Origin of the sequence: Reinekea blandensis MED297 (assembly GCF_000153185.1) — a bacterium.
Taxonomy (GTDB): Bacteria; Pseudomonadota; Gammaproteobacteria; order Pseudomonadales; family Natronospirillaceae; genus Reinekea; species Reinekea blandensis.
Genome location: NZ_CH724151.1, coordinates 618,133 through 635,544 on the forward strand (window position 1 = coordinate 618,133; position 17,412 = coordinate 635,544).

Annotated in this window: 13 protein-coding genes; 4 read left to right on the forward strand and 9 right to left on the reverse strand. The window is 52.8% G+C overall.

All coding sequences use genetic code 11. The annotated features are described in order from the left end of the window. Positions 1 to 123 precede the first annotated feature (123 nt). Positions 124 to 1,647, reverse strand: a complete 1,524-nt coding sequence (locus MED297_RS11400; RefSeq protein ID WP_008045043.1) for a carbon-nitrogen hydrolase family protein — start codon at positions 1,645 to 1,647, stop codon at positions 124 to 126. A 144-nt stretch (positions 1,648 to 1,791) separates the two neighbouring features. Further along, positions 1,792 to 3,672, reverse strand: a complete 1,881-nt coding sequence (locus tag MED297_RS11405; protein WP_154650908.1) for a PhoX family protein — start codon at positions 3,670 to 3,672, stop codon at positions 1,792 to 1,794. Between the two features lie 231 nt (positions 3,673 to 3,903). Here MED297_RS11405 and MED297_RS11410 point away from each other — a divergent pair, with 231 nt between their 5' ends. Then, positions 3,904 to 4,767, forward strand: a complete 864-nt coding sequence (locus tag MED297_RS11410) for a hypothetical protein (protein ID WP_008045050.1) — start codon at positions 3,904 to 3,906, stop codon at positions 4,765 to 4,767. A 71-nt stretch (positions 4,768 to 4,838) separates the two neighbouring features. Here the strand turns inward: MED297_RS11410 and MED297_RS11415 are convergent, their stop codons facing one another. Together MED297_RS11415 and MED297_RS11420 are read right to left on the reverse strand one after the other, a co-directional pair. Continuing rightward, positions 4,839 to 5,534 carry an SDR family oxidoreductase gene (locus MED297_RS11415; protein WP_008045052.1) on the reverse strand — a complete coding sequence of 232 codons (696 nt, stop codon included), beginning with the start codon at positions 5,532 to 5,534 and terminating at the stop codon, positions 4,839 to 4,841. Between the two features lie 24 nt (positions 5,535 to 5,558). Next, entirely contained in the window at positions 5,559 to 6,680 is a 1,122-nt protein-coding gene (locus MED297_RS11420; protein ID WP_008045053.1) for an adenosylhomocysteinase, read from the reverse strand. 182 nt (positions 6,681 to 6,862) lie between these two features. On the opposite strand from MED297_RS11420, the gene MED297_RS11425 reads away from it, so the two are divergent. After that, entirely contained in the window at positions 6,863 to 7,525 is a 663-nt protein-coding gene (locus MED297_RS11425) for a CAP domain-containing protein (RefSeq protein WP_008045055.1), read from the forward strand. Positions 7,526 to 7,537: 12 nt separating this feature from the next. On the opposite strand, the gene MED297_RS11430 is transcribed toward MED297_RS11425, so the two are convergent. The 4 genes from MED297_RS11430 to MED297_RS21315 form a co-directional block, all read right to left on the reverse strand. After that, on the reverse strand, positions 7,538 to 8,194 hold the full coding sequence (locus MED297_RS11430; protein ID WP_008045057.1) for a BUD32 family EKC/KEOPS complex subunit: 657 nt from the start codon (positions 8,192 to 8,194) through the stop codon (positions 7,538 to 7,540). A gap of 332 nt (positions 8,195 to 8,526) precedes the next feature. Then, positions 8,527 to 10,131: an ABC-F family ATPase gene (locus MED297_RS11435; RefSeq protein WP_040557031.1), complete on the reverse strand. Its 1,605-nt coding sequence runs from the start codon at positions 10,129 to 10,131 to the stop codon at positions 8,527 to 8,529. 153 nt (positions 10,132 to 10,284) lie between these two features. Beyond that, positions 10,285 to 10,500 (reverse strand): TIGR02450 family Trp-rich protein, encoded by a 216-nt coding sequence (locus tag MED297_RS11440; protein WP_040557034.1) that lies wholly within the window; start codon positions 10,498 to 10,500, stop codon positions 10,285 to 10,287. A 120-nt stretch (positions 10,501 to 10,620) separates the two neighbouring features. Further along, positions 10,621 to 11,115 (reverse strand): GNAT family N-acetyltransferase, encoded by a 495-nt coding sequence (locus MED297_RS21315; protein ID WP_008045062.1) that lies wholly within the window; start codon positions 11,113 to 11,115, stop codon positions 10,621 to 10,623. A gap of 163 nt (positions 11,116 to 11,278) precedes the next feature. On the opposite strand from MED297_RS21315, the gene MED297_RS11450 reads away from it, so the two are divergent. Continuing rightward, positions 11,279 to 12,922 (forward strand): NAD(P)-binding protein, encoded by a 1,644-nt coding sequence (locus MED297_RS11450; RefSeq protein WP_008045064.1) that lies wholly within the window; start codon positions 11,279 to 11,281, stop codon positions 12,920 to 12,922. Then, complete coding sequence (gene nifJ, locus MED297_RS11455; protein WP_008045066.1) at positions 12,919 to 16,491, forward strand: pyruvate:ferredoxin (flavodoxin) oxidoreductase; 3,573 nt, start codon at positions 12,919 to 12,921, stop codon at positions 16,489 to 16,491. The genes MED297_RS11450 and nifJ overlap by 4 nt, the downstream gene beginning before the upstream one ends. Here nifJ and MED297_RS11460 read toward each other — a convergent pair whose 3' ends face one another. Continuing rightward, complete coding sequence (locus MED297_RS11460) at positions 16,492 to 16,881, reverse strand: DUF2750 domain-containing protein (RefSeq protein ID WP_008045067.1); 390 nt, start codon at positions 16,879 to 16,881, stop codon at positions 16,492 to 16,494. Positions 16,882 to 17,412 lie beyond the last annotated feature (531 nt).

The following is a 17,412-nucleotide window of genomic DNA, read 5'->3' on the forward strand; positions in this document are numbered from 1 at the left end:
CATTAATTGTGATTTACGTTATCGGTAACCTTAAACAATCCTTAAGATGGAAAAAGTGCCTAAAATCAAGCAGATGGCAATTTTTTAGGCACATTTCACATTAATTTTTTCTTAATTTAGAGATTAGTTTTTTAGGTTTTTCTTATACACATCTTCACGTCGGTCCATTAAATTTCGGACCGTACCTTCGGTGTGTAACAAGCGCAGCTTGTCGAGGTCCATATCCGAAAACAGCAGCATTTCCGTATTAGGGGTCGCTTCGGACAGAATGGCATCGTGAGGAAATGCAAAGTCCGAAGGTGACAACATGGCCGACTGTCCATACTGCACGTCCAGACTTTCAACCTGCGGCAGGTTACCAACACTGCCGGCAAGCACCACGTAGCATTCATTTTCAATGGCACGTGCCTGCGCGCAATGACGCACACGCAGATAACTGTTTTTCGTGTCGGTCCAGAACGGTACGAATAGAATTTCAAGTCCCTGCTTAGCCATCAGACGGCCCAGTTCCGGAAACTCAACGTCATAACAAATCAGTATGCCAACCTTGCCGGCATCGGTGTCGAACACCGAAATTTTATCGCCACCCTGAATCACCCAGTCATTCTTTTCATGCGGGGTAATGTGAATTTTTTTCTGCTCATCGACCTGACCACTGCGATGACAAAGGTAGGACACGTTATAGATGTGATCGTCTTCCGCCAGCGGCATCGAACCAGTAATGATGTTGGCGTTGTATTCAATGGCCATCTGCGACATGCGTTCGCGGAACAAAGGCGTGTATTCCGCCAACGCCCGGATCGCTTCGGTTTGGCTGGCGTACTCCTTCAAGCCCATCAGCGGCGCATTAAAAAACTCGGGAAACACGATAAAATCGCTTTGATAGTCAGAGACGGTATCGACAAAGTATTCGACCTGGGACAACAGTTCATCGACACTTTCGACGGTACGCATCTGCCATTGCACCGAACCCACCCGGACGGTACTTTTACGCGCTTCCAGTACCGTATCTTTTGGTTCAAACAGGATGTTGTTCCATTCCAGTAATGTGGCATAACCGGAACTGCCTTCATCTTCTGGCAGGTATTTTTTCAGCAGACGTTTGACCCGGAAGTCGTTCGACAGTTGAAACGACAGAATCGGATCGTATATCTCTTTACGAGACACACGGTCAATGTACTCAGCCGGGGTCACGTCATCTTTATAATTGTGATATTCGGGGATTCGGCCGCCGGCCAGAATGGCCCGGAAGTTATACTGTCGGCAGAGTTCTTTGCGAGCATCATAAAGACGCCGGCCTAAACGCAAGCCGCGATGGCTTTTGCCAATGACCACGTCGAGACCGTACATGGCATCGCCATTCTGATCACTTTTCACATTGTTGTTCGAGCCGACCAGATCTTCATAGGTATGCGGGTTGGAAAAGCGCGCGTATTTCACCTGAACACTCAACGCCAAACCCACCAGCTTGCCACCATCTAAAATGCCAAGCTGCCCTTCCGGGAAGTCTTCAATCAACTGTTCGATGGTATGCTTTGGCCAAGCCCCTCCCAAATCGGGATAGGCATCGTCCATCAGGGCTTTGATTTGTGGATATTGATCAAGTGTCAGATTACAGATTTCAATACGGGCGGCTTCAATGGCCATACAACCTTCCAAGTGTCACATGATGAAACCACAGAATAGCGCATCCGCCACATGCAACACAAAGGACGCCCCGACAAGGCCGCGTAAACGCGCGTAAAAAAGCCCGCATTAGCGGGCTCTATAAGCAGTTTTTCGAACGCTGAACTAAGCGCCGACGATACCACCGTCTTCTCGACGAATGGCGATTACGGAAGAACGTGGAACGCCATCTTTTTCAGCGTTTGGCCAGGCATTAGACGGATGCTGAATGCCAACAAACACCGTGCGCTGATCGTTACTGAAGGTGATACCGGTGATTTCACAACCGTTCGGTCCGACCATAAACCGGCGGATGTGCCCGCTAACCGGATCGGCGACCAGCATCTGGTTATTGCCCTGTCCGGCAAAAATGCCTTCGTTTGAGTAATTACCATCGGTCTGAATCCACAGGCGACCATCGTTATCGAACATCAGGCCATCGGGACTGTTAAACATGTTGTCAGCTGAAACGTTGTCACTGCCGGCCATCGCACCCGATTGCGTTTCCGGGTTACCAGCCATGGCAAACAGATCCCAACCGAAACGGCTGGCTTTGTGATCTCGGTTCTCCGGAACCCAACGGATGATGTGCCCGAATGGGTTTTCCTCACGCGGGTTCGCCGCATTGAGTGGCTGATTGTCGCGTACGCCACGGTACTTGTTATTGGTTAGGGTGCAGAAGACCATCGGTGAAGACGGATGACAAGCGACCCACTCCGGACGATCCATGGTAGTAGCCCCAACAAAGCGAGCGGCCAAACGTGCGTAGACCAGAATGTATTCCTGACTGTCAAAACCGTTGGCCTGAGTCAGCCCGTTTTTGCCATAGGTCAGCTCAACCCATTCGCCGCTGCCATTGTCATTGAACTTAGCCGCGTACAGGGTACCGTTTTCCAACAGCGTCATGTTATGCGCACGATCGCCTTCACGGTAGGTATCGCGTGATATAAATTTATAGATGAACTCACCGCGCTCGTCATCGCCCATATAAGCCACAGCGTGACCATCTTTCGACAGCGTCAATGCCGCGTTCTCGTGCTTGAACCGACCCATGGCCGTACGCTTCATGGCTTTTGATGAGGGGTTGTACGGATCAATCTCAACAATCCAACCAAAACGGTTGGCTTCGTTCGGGTGCTTTGCCAGATTGAACCGTTCTTCGGTTGGCCACCAGTTGTAATCGAAACCGGTCTCGCTCAAGCCATAAGCTTTCTGTTCATCAGAAAAAGCAGTGCCGGCCGGCGCACCAAAGTAGCCATTGAAGTTTTCTTCACAAGTCAGGTAAGTGCCCCAAGGGGTTTGACCGTTGCCGCAGTTGTTCAGCGTGCCGATCACCTTAGTGCCCGTACGATCCATATCAGTTTGAACCAAAGGATGACCCGCGACCGGTCCCGTCAACACAAACTCATCCGCATTACCGTGCAGGCGACGGTTGAGGTCAGAGTTCTTCACCACTTTCCATTTGTTAAACCAATTACGTTTAACCTCGAACACATTCACACCGTGTGCCGCAATTTCTTTGCGAACGTCGTCGGCAGTCAGGTTCTCGCCACCGTGAGTGTGCATGAACTTTTTATTAATGTACTCACTGTTCGCGGCCAGAATTGCACGATCTTCATCCACGCCGCCGTCTTTGTCGGTCAGGTGAAACAGGCTCATGCCATCAGTATTGTCACCGTATTGACCGAGCTGATCTTCGGCGCTGTTTTCAACATCAAACTTCGACGCACCCTTCAGGATCGGGTCACCCCAGGAAACCAGCACATCGTATTCATAGCCTTCCGGCAATACGACTGTATCCGCGGTGCTGGTAGGTACTGCTGGAAAACTCATCAGCGTAGTTGCCTGGCTGACTGCTTGAGACAAGGCAGACGTGCCGGCTAAAAAGCCCGCAGCACTGACGGTGCCACCGGTTTTAATGATTTGACGACGGGACATCGCCGGGTTCAGAAGGTTGTGAAACTCTACAGGCTTGTGCTGATCGTTTTCCATCAGTGCTCTCTCCATGGATGGGTCATTATTATGAGAGCGACATTCTTAGAGGGAAGTGTGACAGAGGTATGTCAGTTTGTTGAACGTGAGATGACACTCAGAGCCTGGCTCGGTCCACAGTCGCTGAAAACTCACAGAGAAAAACCGGTGTCTTAAAAATTTTTGTGACCAAACATTGGTTATTAAATGACGGAATCCCTTAAGGTGACTGCGTTTATCGTCAAACAACTGCCAATAAGGAAAACTATGAACTGTCGACTAAACCTCGCACTTTGTACCGGCGCACTGGCCCTGAGCGGCTTCACCTTTGCCAACGACCGGGTGACCAACTTAGAGCTGGATCACGCCACTGTCCATAACATGGGAACAGCCCCTTTCCTTCAGTTTAATGAAGTGACCCATGGCAGTTTTACACTATCTGAGTCAATGGACAGCCCTTCTCTTAAGCTTACAGATCTGGTGTTAGAATTTGACACACTGCCGGCACTTGCCATTGACCGCCTGACCTTTAAAGATGAACCAAATGCAATCTGCCATTCTCCGTATTCGGGTTTGCCAGGTTATTTCGAAGGCAAAAGCTTAGATACCTGGGCATTTCAGGAAATCGTCGTCCAGGTTTGTTTAAGTCACATGTCCGATACTGAGTATGACGTGAAGTTTGAAGTCGGCTTTGCTTCGGGTGAATCCTACATCGGGCCAAACATGGGCGATATGGTTGTACCGCTGGCAAGCATACAGGGGTTCGCCCTGGATACGACTCCGACAACCATTGTCGATACGTTTGAGACTGAGTTCATGGGCAAAGAACTTGTGCTCTCCCTGAACCAACGTCCGGGCGACATTCAGCAAGAATGGGGATCAGCTTTCGGCTTTAAGGCGGACGCCACCTGGATGGGACATGAAAACAAAACACTGGCTTTCCAGAACTATAATGCAACGCCATTTGCCAACGCCATCGGCTTTGATGTGATTGAAGACACCAACTTACCAGAGCCCGATCAAATCCAGATCAGCATTAAGTATCGTACGGAAATGGGGTCCATTGAACAGACGGATTACCAACCGTTGTTTATGCTTATGGATGAAGCCTACGGCCCATTGATGTTCTGACCATGTCCAAGGGCCGTTCGTTGTTTGTTGACGGCCCTGACCTTATCCAAGCTGCGCAAATACGGATTCAGCTACCACGGCAACAAACCTTTTTCAGTACTCCACAACGAACGATGCACCAGTTGCCCCGTTTGAATCTGATGCCAAATCCGTTCCGCGGCAGTCTCGGGTGTCATGCTGGCATCCGAGGACGCCATCTTGGTCAACAGTCGACCGGGATGGATGGCCGCAACGGTGATGCCTTCCTCTTCTAAATCGTCGGCTAAACACAGCGTTAACATGTTTAACGCCGCCTTGCTGATGCGATACGAATAGGAGCACCCGCTACCCTTTGCAGCGCCTTCGGCCTGCATGGCCATCGATCCACGACGCGAACTGATGGTGACGATACTGGCCTGAGTTGATCGCCGTAACGCCGGCAAAGCGCCTTTCACCGTGGCAAAGGTACCCAGGCAGTTGGTTTGCAAGACCCGCTCTATCTGCTCAGCGGTAGCGGTATCGACCGTCGGGCCTTTACTTCCGGTGCCGGCGTTGCAAATCAGGACATCAATAGCAACCTCAGAAAGCCACTTAGCCATCCGGTCGCTGACATCCATTTCGGTCAGATCGGCAATCAGGACGTTCGCCCCGGGCAGTTCTGTCAGCAATGCCGCTTTGTCGGTCTCCGAGCGCACCGTCAACCACAGTCCGCAACCGCGCCGATGAGCCTCAATGGACAAGGCCCGACCGAGTCCCCGAGCGGCACCGGTAATTAGTACCTGCGGCATCAACACTGCACCTTCCTCGTTTTATTAACGAACATCGACGAGGCCCGGCTTCCAGGCCTCATCCGGTAGCATCTGCAACCCTGACGACAAGGTGTCCACATGAGTAAACAGATAATGAATACCTCCGGCCATAATGGCCAAAGTGACATCAAACGCATTCAAGCTGTCACCAAAGCCAGCGGTCAGATTAAACATTGCGCCATTGGCTAACAGATAGATACTCCGTTGGTTCAGGTTGTACTCAAAAACATGGGGTAGAACCTCCGTTGCAGAGAGTGAGTCCAGTTCGTGTACTCGAATCTCCCCGGTCCCATGACCGACGTTCATCACGAAGGCGCCGTCTTTTAAGGCACTCAGCTCCGGTAAGCCGACAATGCCTTTAGCGCCCGTCGCGGTCACCAACACATCGGTTTGCGCTAATAAATCGTTCAGTTCACCCGTTGCCCAACCGTCGTAGCGGGCCATCAATGCTCTGGCCGGATCGTGTTCGACAACGGTCACATGCCCGCCATAGGCTTTGGCAGCCGCAGCGACACCTTGTCCAACCAAGCCGTAGCCCAATAACGTGATCTGTTTTTCATGCAGAGTCAGGTAAGTACGCTGACAAAACGCCTGCCAGGCCGTTAACCCGACCATGTGTCGATTGTGCAGGCCTTCTTTGGCATCGAGGTCGTCCCAGTTGAGGACCGGGAACGGCAAGTCACAGTTTTTAAGTCGCGCCACGCCGGAACCGGTGCCTTCAAGCGCACCTTTAAAACCGGAAACCGATTGCTTCGCCACCCGTTCAATCAGCTCACCGCCAAACTCGCAGATGAACTCAGGCTGCCAGTCCACGGCTTTCTGCAGACTGTCTAACCAATCCGACTCCGACATACCTTGCCAGGCGCAGGCTTCCGCGCCTTTGCTCTTTAAATACAGTACGACTTCGTCCCGAACTGTATTCGGGTCACAGGTGGTGATAAACATCTGTGCACCCTGTTCCAACAGCTGTTCAAACACCGGAATCATCTTGATGTCCAGATGGGTGCAAATGGCGACTTTCGCACCGTCAGGAACCGTCAAAGACTTAAGAACTTTTTGGGTTCTGGGTAACTGCCGTTGCACCCAACTCAACTGGCGTTGGAACTCCGCGGATAATTCAGACATAGCAAGGTAAACCTAACCAAAAAGAGAACGAATCATACCGGGACTCCGCTCGCAAATAAAAGCGTCCTGTCTTTCCGATTAACTGTGTGATCTAAGTCTTAAATTGAGAGTAAAACGCATTACCATCCGCCTGTTTCGGGCCATTATCAGGTTCCGATCAGAACACACAGGCGTACATCCTCATGCGATCCTCTATTCCTACGGTGGTTGGAGCCTGTCTGCTCTCGGCCTGCTTCACCGAATCACCTGATTCTAATGATCCGGACAACAACACAGAGGCTTGCGAAACCGGTGAAATTTGCCAAACATGGCTAGACACCCATAACAACTTCCGCGCCGAACTCAACGCCGGGACGGTTGTCGACGACGGCACATATGGGACTTATCCCATCCCAGCCACACCCTTACCGACTTTGACCTGGAATGCTCAATTAGCGCAGGTGGCACAAGCACACGCCGACGCCTGCGTTTACGAACACAATCCGAACCGCGAGGATGAATACGTAGCTGCCGGCGGAGAAAATATCTACATCGGTGAAAACATTGCCGTGAATGGCACGACCGGTACATTGGCCACACTCGAAACCTATGCCGAAGCACAGACCGAAGCCTGGTGGAGTGAGTACGATTTATGGCATTACAAAACTTACCAACATGGCACTGACAGTGACGCCGGACATTTCACGCAAATGATCTGGGCAAACACCATTGAAATCGGTTGTGGCATTGCGTCCTGCCCTGGCATTCTTCCGGGATACACGAATGCCGCTTTTGGTGTTTGTAACTACGGCCCGGGTGGCAATTACAACGGCCAATACCCCTACGAAGTATCCGTTCTGCCATAACAGAGTTCGCGCTCAACAGTATTCTGCAAACAACGTCCGTAAGCGATTGGCGTCGTCGAGGAAGGGCGCTTCGTATGGCCGATACGTACCCGGTTGGTTGATTGCCGCCTGGTTACGGCTTTGCAAAAAGCGTTGCATACCCGCCGCGTTCAACCAGTAAAAAAGACCCCAGTTCGGAAAGTCCCAGTCGGCGTTATAGGGGTGTGCTTCGTAATCCACACAACTCAACGTGCCGTCATCCATCAGCAGGAAATTCGTTGGAAAGTAGTCGACATGAAACCCGGCCTGCTTCAGTTGAAAGTGATATCGAAAAACCTTCTCGAACAATGCATCGGTCATCGTTGATGACAACACCCGCTCGATCAGCGGTTTACCAGCAATGTACTCCTTGACTAACAAGCGCTGTTCCTCGTTCACCGCAAGCAACCGTGGTACATGGACGCCGGCTGCGAACATGCGCTCGTAGCTGGTGACTTCAAACGCGACCGCCCGCTCCAGCGGCACATGACTGTCCGGCGTGTCCATGAAATGTTTAACGGTAACGGAATGGTCAGCATAGGTATAGCGATAGGACACCGCCGATTTCCCCCGCCCCAGTTCAGCGGCACAACGATATCGCTGACCATCTAAAACAACGGCATCAGGCTCCCAGGTGACGGATAAGGTCATGCGAACTTCCTTTCAGGGTCTTAGGCATCGGCTCTGGAGCCTGTAACACTACCCCGACCTTACCAGTGCGCGCAGATCGAATCTTTGATTGGGTGGAAAGCGACTGGCTTATCAGAAACGCGCGTATCAGTTCCAGCCCGTAACGTTAAAAAATTACCGAAGCACAGTGACCGATGGTCTGCGAACCCGATCACTCCAACCACCATGGATGCCTCCGTGACAGGGTCGTACTCGCGAGACCATGCAGCTTATGAGTCGATTAGTGCAAACCGCGCAAAAAAGCAAAATCAACCACGTTGATTCTGCCCCTTATGAATCTGTTGTTCTAAATGTTACGCGACTTTAGTGACCTTACGCTCACTCTCCAGATACTCATCGTAAGTCCCCTGAAAGTCGATCACCTGCTGGTCTTTGATTTCCACAATGCGGGTCGCCAGTGACGCAACGAACTCGCGGTCATGACTGACAAAAATCAACGTCCCATCCCAGCCCATCAGCGCTTTGTTCAATGCCTCAATCGCTTCCATGTCCATGTGGTTGGTCGGTTCATCCATGATCAGCACGTTAATATCGCTCATCATTAACTTACCAAACAGCAGGCGGTTTTTCTCACCACCGGAACAGACACTTACCTTTTTATTGAAGTCTTTTTCAGTAAACAGAAGGCGGCCTAGCATACCCCGTACTTTCAGGTCGTCATGCTTCGGTGTGCGCCACTGTGACATCCACTCGAACAAAGTCAGGTCACCGGCAAAGTCAGCACTGCTGTCCTGTGGGCAATAACCAAAGGTGGCGTTTTCGGACCACTTAATCACACCTTCGTTGGCCTGAAGATCATCGATCAGGCAACGCAGAAACGTAGTTTTTCCGACACCGTTTTCGCCAATCACCGCAAGACGCGCGCCGGCTTCCAGAATCATATTGCCATCTTTAAACAGCGTCTCACCATCGAAGCCATGGCCGAAATCTTCCAGCTCCAGCGCCTGACGGTGCAGTTTTTTATCCTGCTTTAAATAGATGTAGGGTGAGCGGCGGCTCGATGGTTTGATCTCATCCAGCTCAATCTTTTCCAGCCTTTTTGCCCGTGAGCTGGCTTGCTTCGCCTTAGAGGCATTGGCTGAGAAGCGATTCACAAAACCCTGCAGCTCTTCCATTTCAGCCGTTTTTTTAGCGTTACTGGTTTGCAGCTGTTCCTGAATCAGCGTCGACGCCGCGACAAAGTCTTCGTAGTTGCCCGGGTAAATGCGCAGCTCGCCGTAATCGATATCGGCCATGTGCGTACAGACAGCATTCAGAAAATGACGGTCGTGCGAAATAATAATCATCGTGCACTTACGCTCGTTGAGCACCTCTTCCAGCCAGGTGATGCTGTGAATATCGAGGTTGTTGGTTGGTTCGTCGAGCAACAGGATATCCGGGTCGGAAAACAGCGATTGCGCCAACAGCACGCGCAACTTCCAGCCGGGCGCCAGCGACGACATCAAACCAAAATGGAACTCTTCGGCGATGCCGGCCTGCAGCAACAGTTCGCCCGCACGGCTTTCAGCGGTGTAGCCGTCCATCTCGGCGAACTGGATTTCCAGCTCGGCAACCTGTAAACCGTCTTCTTCAGTCATCTCGGCTTTGTTGTAGATCGCCTCACGAGCCTGTTTGACCGCCCAAAGCTCAGGGTCACCCATGATCACCGCATCGACAACGCTGTACTGTTCAAACGCGAATTGATCCTGGCTCAGAATACCGAGCTTTTCGCCGGGCGTTATTGAGACATTACCCGACGTCGGTGTCAGCTCACCGGTGAGAATCTTCATAAACGTCGATTTCCCACAGCCGTTTGCACCGATCAGTCCGTACCGATTGCCGTTGCCGAATTTAGCTGAAATGTTCTCGAACAGTGGCTTTGCGCCGAACTGCATGGTGATATTAGCAGTAGAAATCAATGAAACGGTCCCGGAAAGTCGATGGTTAGAAGGGGTTTGGCAAAGGGCGGGCACTATACGGAGTTGATGAGGGAAAGTCGAGGTAATTGGCTGTTTTTTGTTCAACACATAATGGTCTGAATCGACGAGCCAGTCTAACGCCTTAAAACAACGTCACTTCCAGCCCTGACGCCACTTTCCGTCCTCTTTCAGTTGCTGCCAATCAATCGGGTATTCATTTTTTGACAGTACCGCTTCCAGCCGACAAGAAAGGACAGAGCCGTCTTCATCGTACTCGACCTCTGACACTCTAAAATGCTTTTCCCGATTCATTGGCTCGACAGCCGTCCATTTACTATTGGGTAACTTAGCTGGGTTTATTCTGTTCACATGCGCTCCTGCGGTTCATCTCGAAATGGTGAATGCACACCACTGATACGACGCGGCGACAGCATGAGTTCAGTGTTTATAGCTCGTTTAAAATCAATATCCATATGAGATTAACCGACGTTAATTAACGTAGGGCCGTAGCTCCTGACTGACCGATTCGTTGTCGAGATAACCGGCCCGATGCCAAAGCGGTCGGCTACCATCACTCGGCCAAGCCAGTAGAAACTCGTCGTCCGCCATCACAGCGTCGGCTTGAGCCTTTTCGAGCAGACCGGTGCCGATGCCCCGGCTTCGATTCTCTGCCGTCACAAAAAATCCAGACACGTATCCAAATCGGTCTACAGCTTTGCTGGGTTTTGGCACCTTAGAAACCCACTGCACATAGAGTGTCCCGACGACAACGCTGTCCTGTATGGCCAACCATGCGCTCATCCCATTCGTTGCCCATTGGTGGTGGCACCAATCGGCAAACGTTGATGAAAACACCGCAAAGTCGGCTTCTGGTTCTACCTTTCCGTCTTCTTCTACCTTTCCGTCTTCTCGCCATTGCCGCCAGCGCAGCTCTGCCAAAGCCGGGAGGTCTGCATTAGTGGCTTTGCGATAGGTGATCGTCATGGAGAAACCCCTTATTTTAGTGACTGCTAATAAATGTTTTCATTAGATTAAAACAGACTAACCGATCCGGTCCTCGTTTGACTCACCTCAACCGATGACCACGACAGAAACTTAAGGAGGTTCTAATATTGATTGATCGCTGAGCAACACGCACAGGTGCGCCATGAAACTGTCCGACCTTACCCGCCCACCGCAGCAAGAACACATGCCAGGAACCGGTCCGGTCACCCGCTACCGGCCACGCTATCAAAACCTTCTCCCGCCCTGCAACCAGGCCTGTCCGGCCGGCGAAAACATACAGGGCTGGCTGGCCTTGGTTCAGGCGGGTGACGATGAAGCTGCCTGGCGTAAACTGACAGAGATTAATCCGATGCCAGCGATTCACGGGCGGGTTTGTTATCACCCTTGTGAGGGTGGCTGTAACCGCGGCGAGGTAGATGCACCCGTGAAAATCCACGCGACCGAGCGGTTTCTGGGCGATAAAGCCATTGCCGAAGGTTGGCAGTTCGAGCCGCCAACACGCGATAGCGGAAAACGCGTACTGGTGATCGGTTCCGGACCGGCCGGTTTGTCGGCGGCCTATCATTTACGTCGAGCCGGCCATGCCGTCGATGTGTTTGAAGCGCAGGACAAACCCGGTGGCATGATGCGTTATGGCATTCCTGCCTATCGGCTGCCACGCGATGTATTGGATGCGGAAATTCAGCGCATTGAACAGCTGGGCATAACATTCCACTGCAATCGGCGCGTTGAAAATCTGCAAAAAGAAAAGTCAGACGGTCAATACGATGCCGTCTTTGTCGCTGTGGGCGCGCCGTTAGCCAGTCAGGTCGACATCCCGGCGCGCGATGCCGCCAAGGTGCTCGATGCTGTCAGTTATCTGCGTGACGTGGAAGCCGGAGCACCGCCACTGCTCGGACGCAAAGTGGCCGTTTATGGTGGTGGCAACACCGCGATGGACGCGGCACGTACGGCTCGGCGTTTAGGTGCCGATGAAACCATGGTGATCTATCGACGCGATCGTGCGCACATGCCCGCACACGACTTTGAAGCACAGGAAGCTATCGACGAAGGCATCACCATTAACTGGCTGAGCACGATTGCCAACGTCGACGAGCACCAGATAAAAATCGAAAAAATGACGTTGGATGATCAAGGACGACCGCAGCCAACCGGCGAGTTTGAAACGCTCGATGCGGATGCCGTCATCCTCGCACTGGGACAGCAGATTGAGGCCGACCTGTTCCGACAAATCGATTGCGTGCAAATAGACGACGGCGCAGTCGTCGTCGGTGACAACTTCATGACCGCCTGCGGGGGCATCTTTGCTGGTGGCGACCTCACCCCCGGCACACGCTCGGTGACCTTTGCCACCGGCCACGGCCGCAAGGCAGCCCGTCACATTGATGCGTGGCTCAGCGGCACACAATGGCAACCGCCCGCCAACCCTCCGGGCATTCACTACACCGATCTGCACCTGTGGTATCACACTCAGGCCGACACACAAACACAAAAAGAAAAGCCACCGGCTGAACGTCTCGACAGCTTTGATGAAATTGTTCAGGGTCTTAACGACGAGCAGGCGCATTTTGAAGCCAGTCGTTGTTACTCCTGCGGCACCTGTTTCGAATGCGACGGCTGCTTCGGTGCCTGCCCGGAACAGGCCATTACCATCCTCGGCACCGGCTTGGGTTACCGCATCGATTACGACCGCTGCACTGGTTGCGGCGCCTGCGTTTTGCAGTGCCCCACACACGCCATTTCCCTGTTTCCGGTAACGGAACTCGAACAGGAGGACCACGCATGACTGATTCACGTCTGATGAAAGTGATGGACGGTAACGAAGCCGCCGCCGATATCGCCTTCCGCCTGTCCGAGGTCTGTGCGATTTATCCGATAACGCCGTCGTCTACTATGGCCGAACTGGCCGACCAGTGGAAAAACGAAGGGCGACTCAATCTGTGGGGCGATGCCCCGTGCATCATGGAAATGCAAAGTGAAGGTGGCGCCGCCGGTGCGCTGCATGGCGCGCTGCAATCCGGATCGTTGTCGACGACCTTTACGGCCTCGCAGGGGTTGATGTTGATGATCCCGAACATGCACAAAATAGCCGGCGAGCTGACGCCGACCGTTTTCCATGTCGCAGCACGGTCGTTAGCCGCGCAGGCGTTGTCGATTTTCGGCGACCATCAGGATGTGATGGCGGTGCGCAATACCGGCTTTGCCTTGCTGGCGTCGGCCTCCGTGCAGGAAGCACACGATATGGCGTTGGTTGCCCATGCCGCGACCTTACAGTCACGCATTCCGTTTGTGCATTTCTTCGATGGGTTCCGCACATCGCACGAGGTCAACAAAATTGAAACCATCAGCGATGCTACCGTGCGCGCGATGATTTCTGACGAGTGGGTGCGCGAGCATCGACGCCGTTCACTGACACCGGAAAACCCGATCATTCGCGGTACCGCGCAAAACCCGGATGTGTATTTTCAGGGCCGGGAAAGCGTGACGCCCTATTACCAAAACACAGGCCCTATTGTGCAGCAGTCCATGAATCAACTGGCAGAACTCACCGGTCGGCAATATCAGCTGGTGGATTATTTTGGTGCCCCGGATGCCGACCGAGTGGTCGTGTTGATGGGTTCTGCCGTGCAAACCGCCCGTGCTGTGGCGGAGCACTTAAACCAGCAAGGTGAACGTGTCGGTGTTATCGCCATCCGCCTGTATCGGCCCTTCCCAACCCAAGCTTTACTCGATGCACTGCCGGCCAGCGTGACGCACATTGCTGTGCTCGATCGCACCAAAGAACCCGGCAGCTTTGGTGAGCCGTTATACCTGGATGTGGTCTCAGCGCTCAGTGAAGCGGTGCAAACCGGACAGAGACGTACACTGCCCGTCGTACTCGGCGGGCGCTACGGTTTGTCGAGCAAAGAGTTCGACCCGTCGATGGTCGCCACCGTGTTTGCAGAACTGACCAAACCACAACCCAAACGCCATTTTACCGTGGGCATTATCGATGATGTCAGTCAGTCGCATCTTGAACCGTTAGTCCCGCTGACATTGCCTGACACCGACATTCACACCGCGTTGTTTTACGGCCTTGGTGCCGACGGTACCGTCGGCGCGAACAAAAACAGCATTAAGATCATTAACCAGCGCGACGATTTATTTGCCCAGGGTTACTTCGTTTACGACTCGAAAAAGTCTGGTTCCCAAACCGTCTCGCATCTGCGCTACGGTCGTTGCCCGATCGACGCGCCCTACCTGATTGATCAGGCCGGTTTTGTAGCCATTCATCAGTTTAACTTTGTCGAACAGGATGCCATTCTGGCGCACGCCAAACCCGGTGCAACCGTGTTGCTCAACGCACCCTACTTGGCAGAAGAACTGTGGTCGCATTTGCCCGTCGGCTTTCAGGAAACCGTTCAGGAAAAACAACTCTCGCTCTATACCGTCGACGCCTATGAAGTCGCACGCGCAACCAACATGGGCCGGCGCATCAACACCATCATGCAAACCTGCTTTTTCTATCTGGCGGACATTCTGCCGCAGGATGACGCCATTGCACTGATCAAAGCGGCCATTGAAAAAACCTACCGTAAAAAAGGGCAGGCTCTGGTCGATCAGAACTTTGCCGCGGTGGATCAGGCCCTGGCCGGTTTGCATCGTGTGCAACCGCAAGATCGGGCCAATGAAGCAGCACCAAAAACCCAAGACGACGCCCTCCCCGACTTTGTCCGAGACGTCACTATGGAAATGGTGCATGGCCGGGGTGATCTCATTCCAGTCAGTCTGTTACCGGCCGACGGCACCTACCCAAGCGGCACCACACAGTACGAAAAACGACGGATTGCTCAGGACGTGCCGATCTGGGATCCGGACATTTGCATTCAATGCGGTAACTGCGTGGCGGTGTGTCCACATGCCGCCATTCGCTCGAAGTTCTATCACGAAGACTTGCTCGACGGCGCGCCAGCAGGTTTCCGATCCACACCAACGACCGCGCGCGGCTTTCCGGAAACCCAATACACATTACAGGTATACGCCGAAGACTGCACTGGCTGTGAGCTCTGTGTTGAGGCCTGCCCGGTTCGTGCCGAAGACGACTCAAGTCGGCGCGCCATCAACATGACACCGCTGGCCGACGTCGTGGAGAACGAGGTGGCGAATCTGCGTTTCTTTGAGCACCTGCCCTACCCGAACCGAAGCGAAGTCGACTTTGCCACCGTTCGCGGTGTGCAGTATCTGCAACCGTTGTTTGAGTTTTCGGGTGCGTGCGCGGGCTGCGGTGAAACGCCTTACCTGAAGATGGCGTCTCAGCTGTTTGGTGATCGTATGTTGGTCGCCAATGCCACGGGTTGTTCGTCGATCTACGGAGGCAACTTGCCAACCACGCCCTGGGCGAAAAACTCAGAAGGTCGCGGACCGGCGTGGTCAAACTCTTTGTTCGAGGACAACGCCGAGTTCGGATTGGGCTTCCGACTGACCGCCGATCATCATCGGGAACAAGCATTGAAACAATTGGAGGCGTACTCCGATCATTTCGATCCGGCATTCATCGACGAACTTAAAAACGCACCGCAACAAACGGAGAGCCAATTGCGCGCCCAACGCGCACGCGTCGACAGGTTATTAACTATGCTCGACACCCTCGACAGCAATGACGCCAAACAATTTGCGTCCATTGCCGATCACCTGGTGCGTCGCAGTGTATGGATTGTCGGCGGCGATGGCTGGGCGTATGACATCGGCTATGGCGGGCTCGACCACGTGCTCGCCAGCGGCCGTGATGTGAACATTCTGGTCATGGATACCGAGGTGTATTCCAATACTGGCGGTCAGATGTCCAAAGCCACACCACTGGGTGCCGCTGCGAAGTTTTCTGTCGGGGGTAAACCGGTCGGTAAAAAAGACCTGGCCCTGCAGGCCATTGCCTATGGCAACGTCTATGTAGCGCGGGTCGCGTTGGGCGCGAACCCGCAACAAACGCTGCAGGCTTTCCGCGAAGCCGAAAGTTATCCGGGACCCTCAATAATCCTCGCCTATAGCCACTGCATTGCGCACGGCATCAGCATGAACGAAGGGTTACGCCAGCAGAAACTGGCGACGGCGTCGGGTCACTGGCCATTGCTGCGTTACAACCCATTGTTGCGGCAACAAGGGCTCAACCCATTCGAGCTGGATTCACTGCGGCCGTCCGTCGCATTGAAAGAGTATCGACAACACGAGGGCCGCTACCAGCAACTCATGCGCAGTCAGCCCGAAGAAGCCGAACGCTTATTGGGGTTGGCGAAGCATGCGCTGGAACTGCGCTGGGATACTTACGAAGAGATGGCCATGCGCAGCGCGCATGACTTCATCCCGTTACCGGAAGACTGATCAGTCTTCCTGCATGGCGCTGAGAAGATCGTCATCGAAGTCTTGTGGACTGACGATGACGCCCTCTTCCTGATCATTCACAAACCCGGCGACCTGAATACCGTCGTCGGTCAGACCGGCTGTCCAGCGATCCTGCCAGACGCCCAGACGAATCGCCATGGTGCGGCAATCGGCCCAGTCACCCTGAATGTGGCTTTCCGCCAGTTCTTCATGTGGCCAAACCGGAATGCAGTCCTGACCATCGTTCGTGAGCAGTACACTGCCTTCCTCACCGACCAGAATCCACACCTGTTGCTGTTCGATCGCCTGCGTCAGCAGATATTGATAGCGCTCATCGGCACTGAGTTGCAACAGATTTTGCTGATCGGAAAACGAGAGGGGAGTTGTCATAGAAAATGCCTGTCTTGAAATTGCGCGCATTATGACGGCTTTGGGCGATGACGTCGATCTGAATTAAGCAAAGGTGTGAGGTTCATAGAGTTTTCAATAATTCTGAAGTTCGACCTCTAACACGCTTCTGAAAAGGAAGAAGTTATATTAGGTCTGCCTGAGTCCTAAAAGGGTTTCTTTACCCTGTTCAGCTCTAAAATTTTTAGGGCAGAAAAAACCAGTTTTTAAAGAACGACGAGTTCATTAAATGCCTATTCCCAGACTTTCAAAGTGTGGGTTCGTAACTCAGGCACTAAGTATGGGTCGCTTTCTATCAATTGCCTTTCACGCTCAATAGAGTCAACGTCCAAAATCCACATTCCACTGCCATAAGGACCTTCAGGTCCATCTCAAGAGCCGCCACCAATAAGAATTTCCTTTTCATTCTTTTTCAGGTACCGAAAATGCTCTGACCCAAATCGTTACCCATACTCATGCATTTCTGGCATGTCAGCAAACATGCATGCTAAACGCATTATGAGACTTTTCTAA